The sequence below is a fragment of the Protofrankia sp. CiP1_Cm_nod2 genome (assembly GCF_920664355.1).
Classification (GTDB): domain Bacteria; phylum Actinomycetota; class Actinomycetes; order Frankiales; family Frankiaceae; genus Protofrankia.
On the sequence record NZ_CAKKTL010000299.1, the window covers coordinates 1 to 5,591 of the forward strand.

Sequence of the window (5,591 nt, forward strand, 5' to 3'; positions counted from 1 at the left end):
CCGGCGCGACGGACCGCCGAGGCCGGGCCGGCGGCGGGAACGTACGCGGGCCCGCGCCGCGATCAGCGAGCGAGCCCGCCGCGGCACCGCGCCGTCGCCGGGAACCTCCATTGGCGGACGCGCCAGCCAAACAATTCGACAACCAGCGGACGCCGGTCAGAATATCATCGTCAGATAAAGTCACGATCAGGAATTCCACCGGATTTCCTCAGTAAACACCAAGACTTCTCCGCGAGGCTCAAGGCACGTTGGTCCCGGTCGGGAACCGCTCGCGACCAGCACCGGCCGTGATTGTTCCGGTGTCTCCGGCAGGCCGTCCGGGCATGCGGAAACCCGTGATCGTATGCTCTCCGGCCGACCGGGGACACAGGTGGATCCGCCCCGTTCACCGGGGCTTTCGGAGGAGTGGATGCAGGTACGGCGTGCGCGCCCACGGATCGGGCGCAGGACGCTTGCCCTCACGGCGGTGGCTGCCGTCGTGATCGCGGCGGGTTCCATAACGATCGGCCTGGCGGTCTCCTCGTCCGCCGGCGGCAGCGGCCCGCGGCTGGTGGCGGCTGGCCCCGGGACGATCCGGCAGACGGTTCCGGCCACCGGGGTCATCCAGGCCGCCCACCAGGCCAATCTGACCTTCGGGGTGTCCGGCCGGGTCACCGGCGTCGCGGTCACCGTCGGCCAGCAGGTCATGGCCGGACAGGCGCTGGCCACGATCGACTCGGCGGCGCTGGCGGCCTCGGTCGCCCAGGCCGAGGCCACCGTGGCCAACAACGAGTCCAAGCTGTCCGCGGATCGCAGCGCCGGGGCGTCCGACGCGCAGGTGAACGCCGACAACCAGGCCGTCACCGCCGCGCGCAACGCGCTGGCCGCGGCCCAGCAGGCGCTGTCCCAGACGACGTTGACCTCACCGATAGCCGGCACGGTCGCGGCCGTCAGCCTGACCGTCGGCCAGCAGGTCTCCGGTGGCGGGACGACCGCCTCCGGCGGGACGGGCGGCGGGAACGGGGGCGGCGGCGGGAGCGCGGCGGGCTCCGCCTCGACCAGCGCGGCGTCGGCCTCGTCCGCGCAGGTGGTGGTGGTCGGCTCGGACGGCTACACGATCGCGGCGAACGTCGACGACACCCAGATCGGCGAGATCAAGAAGGGGGACCAGGCGGTTGTCGTCCCGAACGGCGCCACCACAACGCTGTCCGGAACGGTCACCACTGTCGGCCTGCTGCCGGCCCAGAGCTCGGGGGCCGCTTCGGGGACGGCCTCGGGCGTCGCGGTGTACCCGGTCACCATCGACGTCGCCGGGACCCCGACGGGGCTGCACCTCGGGGCCAGCGCGCAGGTGCAGATCATCGTCCGGCAGCTCACCGACGTCCTGACCGTGCCGACCGCGGCCCTGCACTACAACGGCGCCCAGGCGCAGGTGTACCAACTGGTCGAGGGCCGGCAGGTGCCCCGGGCGGTGACGGTCGGGGTGAGCTCCGGCGGCGTCACGCAGATCACTGACGGGCTGGCGGCCGGTGACATGGTGCTGCTGCCCGAGACGGCCTCCGCCGGACGCGCCGGTGGCGGCAGGGAGGTCTCGAACGGCCGTTCCGGCGGCGGTGCCGGCTTCGGTGGCGGCGGTGCCGGCGGGTTCGGTGGCGGTGCCGGCTTCGGTGGCGGCGGTGCCGGCTTCGGTGGCGGTGCCGGCGGCGGCGGTGGGTTCGGCGGCGGTGGCGCCGGCTTCGGCGGGGGCGTCCGCGGCGGCGGGGCGGGCTGAGCCGTGGCCGAGAGCGGAGCACTCCACGCCGGGGCGCCGGCCGGCCCGGCACCCGTCATCGAACTCGACGACGTCCGCAAGACCTACCGGACCGGCGCCATCGAGGTCGACGCGCTGCGCGGTGTCGACCTGCGCATCTCCGAGGGGGAGTACATAGCGATCATGGGCCCGTCCGGGTCGGGCAAGTCGACCCTGATGAACATTCTCGGCTGCCTCGACATACCCACCTCGGGCCACTACCGCCTTGCCGGCGAGGACGTCGCCCGGATGTCCGAGGACGATCTCGCCGAGATCCGCAACTGGCGGATCGGCTTCGTCTTCCAGCAGTTCAACCTGCTTCCCGCCCTGTCCGCGTGGCGCAACGTGGAACTGCCGCTGTGCTACGCCGGGACGGGGCGGGCGCGGCGTCGCGTCCGGGCGGTCGAGGCGCTGGAGAGGGTGGGCCTGGGGGACCGGATCGCCCACCGCCCGAACGAGCTCTCCGGCGGCCAGCAGCAGCGGGTCGCCGTCGCCCGGGCGCTGGTCACCGACCCCGCGCTCATCCTCGCCGACGAACCGACCGGCAACCTCGACAGCGCGTCCACCCAGGACGTGCTCGACCTGCTCGGCGAGCTGCACGCGTCCGGCCGCACGATCGTGCTCATCACCCACGAGCCCGAGGTCGCCGCCACCGCCAGCCGGGTGGTGCGCATCCGGGACGGCGGCATCCAGGACGACACCAGCCTGGATCATCCAGGCGGTGACGCCGACCAGCCCGGGGACGTCGGATTCGGGGCCAGCGCCGGATTCGGAGCCGTTGCCCGACCAGGCCCCGGCTCCGGCTCCGGTGACGGCCCCGGCTCCGAGCGCGGGCCCGGGAGGACAGCCCACGGCGATGCGGCCCGGCTCACCTGGGAGATCCGCCCGTGAGCTGGATGGAGACAATACGCATTGGCTTCGACGCGGTACGTACACACCGGTCCCGTTCAGCCCTGACCGTCCTCGGGATTCTCATCGGCATCGCCGCGGTCATCCTCACGGTGGGTCTCGGCCAGGGTGCCCAGAACCAGGTCCGTGACCAGATCGACTCCCTGGGCCGCAACCTGCTCGTGGTCACCCCGGGCAGCGCCACCAGCAGCGACGGCATCCGCGGCGGCTTCGGCTCGGCCTCGACCCTGACCATGCACGACGCCGAGGCACTGGCCTCGAAGGACGTCGCCCCGGACATCGCCGCGGTCGCGCCGGCCAGCCAGCGCAGCCTGCCGCTGACGGCCGGCACGTCGAACTGGACCACCACGGTCGTCGGGACGACCCCTGACTGGCTGTCGGTCCGGGCCCGCAAGATCGCCTCCGGCCGTTTCCTGACCAGCCAGGACGTCGCCGCCCAGGCCGCGGTCGTCGTGCTCGCCGCCAGCACCGCCGAACAGCTGTTCGGCGGCCGCGACCCCGTCGGCGCCACCGTGGCGGTCGCCGGGGTCCCCACGCAGGTGGTCGGGACGCTCACGGCGGCCGGCTCGTCCGCCACGGCCAACGAGGACGACCAGGCGATCATGCCGATCAGCACCGCGGCGAACCGGGTGTTCGGCGGCGCGGCCCGCGCCTCCGTGCAGAGCATCTACCTGGAGGCGTCGTCGGCCCGGACGCTGTCCGCCGCCCACCAGGAGGCCACCAGCACGCTGCTGGCGCTGCACCGCGTCAGCACACCCGCCGCCGCCGACTTCACCATCGCCAGCCAGCGGTCCATCCTGGCCGCCGCCACCTCGGTGGACCGGACGCTCACCGTGCTGCTCGGCGGGATCGCCGCGATCTCGCTGCTGGTCGGTGGCATCGGCGTGATGAACATCATGCTGGTTTCCGTCACCGAACGCATCCGAGAGATCGGCCTGCGCAAAGCACTGGGCGCGCCACCTCGGGTGATCAGACGCCAGTTCCTGGTGGAGGCGTCCATCCTCGGCCTGGCCGGCGGGCTCGCCGGCGCCGCCCTCGGGCTGCTGGGAGACGCGGTGCTCCCCCACCTGATCTCCCAGCGGATCGACGTCTCGCTCCCCGCGACCGTCGGCGCGATCGTCGTCGCGATGGGGATCGGGGTTGGGTTCGGCGTCTACCCGGCCAGCAGGGCGGCCAGGCTGGCCCCCATCGACGCGCTGCGCAGCGAATGACGACCCGCCACCGCCCGGCCCTGTCCCGCCTCCGGGGCCACGATCAGGAAAACGAGCCCACCGTGCCCGAACCAACCCTCCCCGGCCCGCACCGGCCCAGCCCGCACCTACCCGGCCCGCACCGGCCCGAAGCGACAGGGCCGGTATCGATCCCCGCCCAGGAGCCCGCCCGCGCCGGAGAGAGCGCCAATGGCTGACCGGACCGCACGCGCCCGGCGGCAGCGGCTGCGCCGCCGGGCAACGGTGGTCGCCGTCATCGTCGTCGCAGGCGGGGCCGGCGGCGGGGTTCTCGCCGCCACGGCCGCCTCGGGCGGGCCGTCCTACCGGACCGCCACGGTCACCCACCGCAACGTCGAGGCGACGTTGAACTCCACCGGCACCGTGACGGCCGTCAGCCAGGCAGCGGTGAGCTTCCCCGTCAGCGGACGGGTGACCAGGGTCGCCGTGACGGCGGGTCAGCATGTTACGACGGGTGACGTGCTGGCCGAGCTCGACACGACCGCCCTGGCTGCGGCGGTCGACAACGCCCGGTCCGCGCTCGCCTCGGCGCAGGCGAGGCTCGCCGCCGACCAGGCCAGCCAGACCGCAGGCGCCGCGGCATCGGCATCGGCACCGGCATCCGCCGCGGCACCGGCATCGGTATCGGCCGGGGCCGGCGGGGTCAGCACGGCGCTGTTCGTCACCTCGCGCCGGGCCGGCGCCCAGGATGTGCGCCAGGTGCGGGATGCGAGCCGGGTAACGGCGAGCGGGGGCACGGCCGGCACACCACCGGCCGGGGCCGCCGACGGCACGGGTGCGACCGGGGCGGCGGGTCCGGCCGAGGATCTCGTCAAGCAGTATCAGCAGCGGCTGCTGGCCGACCAGCATGCCGCCGACACGATGCTGTCCCAGATCAAGGCCGATGTCGCCCACGAACAGTCGGTGTGCCAGTCGTTCCTGGACGGCCTGCACCAGAGCGGAGATCACCAGCGTGGGGGTGGTGCTCCGGGGGCGTCGGCATCCGCTGCCGTGCCCGGCGGCGGGGGCCCGGGCGCGGGCACCGCGACCTCCGCATCCCTGCACTCGTCCACCGCGACGGCCACGGCACCGGCGGCGGCCACGACACCAGCGGCCGCGACACCAGCGGCCAGCGGCCCGGCGCTCGACGGCACGGACTGCGCGGCGCTGCTCCAGCAGGTCCTCGCCGAGCAGGAGGCGCTCAACGAGCGTCTGCGCGCGGTCGCGGCGGACATAGCGGCCCTCGACGCCGCGGTCACGCAACTGCTGGCCCAGGTCCCGGGAGGGCAGCAGCATCCTGGGCCGTCCTCCGGGCGGCAGCCGGACGCGAGCCCAGGCAGCGGAGCAGGCTCGGGCACCGGGGCAGGCCCAAGCCCGGGAACGGGAGCGAGCCCGGGCTTGGGAGCGGTTCCAGGCACCGGGGCGAACCCGGATGCGGGCGCGGGCCGACCGTCGTCCGGGCCGACCGGAGCCGGGACGGAGACCGGCGGCACAAACGGGAGCACCACGAACGGGAGAACAGGGACGGCTACCGGCGGCGATCGGAACACGCCTGGCGGCACGGCAGCCGGGGGCGCCGTGCCTGGCGGTACGGCTGGGGGCGACACGACAGGCCGGTCCGCTGCGAGCGGCTCGGGCACCGGCGGCGCGGGCGGCTCGCGTGCGGGTGGCGCGGGCGGCTCGCGTGCGAGTGGCGCGGGTAGCGC

General features: G+C 74.3%; 4 protein-coding genes. All 4 read left to right on the forward strand.

Annotation, left to right across the window (positions count from 1 at the left end; translation table 11 throughout):
• Window positions 1-409 precede the first annotated feature (409 nt).
• Window positions 410-1,750 carry an efflux RND transporter periplasmic adaptor subunit gene (locus NBW84_RS22055; protein ID WP_250287053.1) on the forward strand — a complete coding sequence of 447 codons (1,341 nt, stop codon included), beginning with the start codon at window positions 410-412 and terminating at the stop codon, window positions 1,748-1,750.
• A 3-nt stretch (window positions 1,751-1,753) separates the two neighbouring features.
• Window positions 1,754-2,659, forward strand: a complete 906-nt coding sequence (locus tag NBW84_RS22060; RefSeq protein ID WP_250287055.1) for an ABC transporter ATP-binding protein — start codon at window positions 1,754-1,756, stop codon at window positions 2,657-2,659.
• Window positions 2,656-3,888, forward strand: a complete 1,233-nt coding sequence (locus NBW84_RS22065; protein ID WP_250287057.1) for an ABC transporter permease — start codon at window positions 2,656-2,658, stop codon at window positions 3,886-3,888. The genes NBW84_RS22060 and NBW84_RS22065 overlap by 4 nt, the downstream gene beginning before the upstream one ends.
• 189 nt (window positions 3,889-4,077) lie before the next feature.
• The coding region (locus NBW84_RS22070; RefSeq protein WP_250287060.1) for a biotin/lipoyl-binding protein at window positions 4,078-5,591 on the forward strand (1,514 nt) is incomplete at its 3' end.

What these genes read in the sequence shown, in the direction of transcription:
- NBW84_RS22055 (WP_250287053.1), top strand. Translation starts at nt 410, where the DNA reads ATGCAGGTACGGCGTGCGCGCCCACGGATCGGGCGCAGGACGCTTGCC.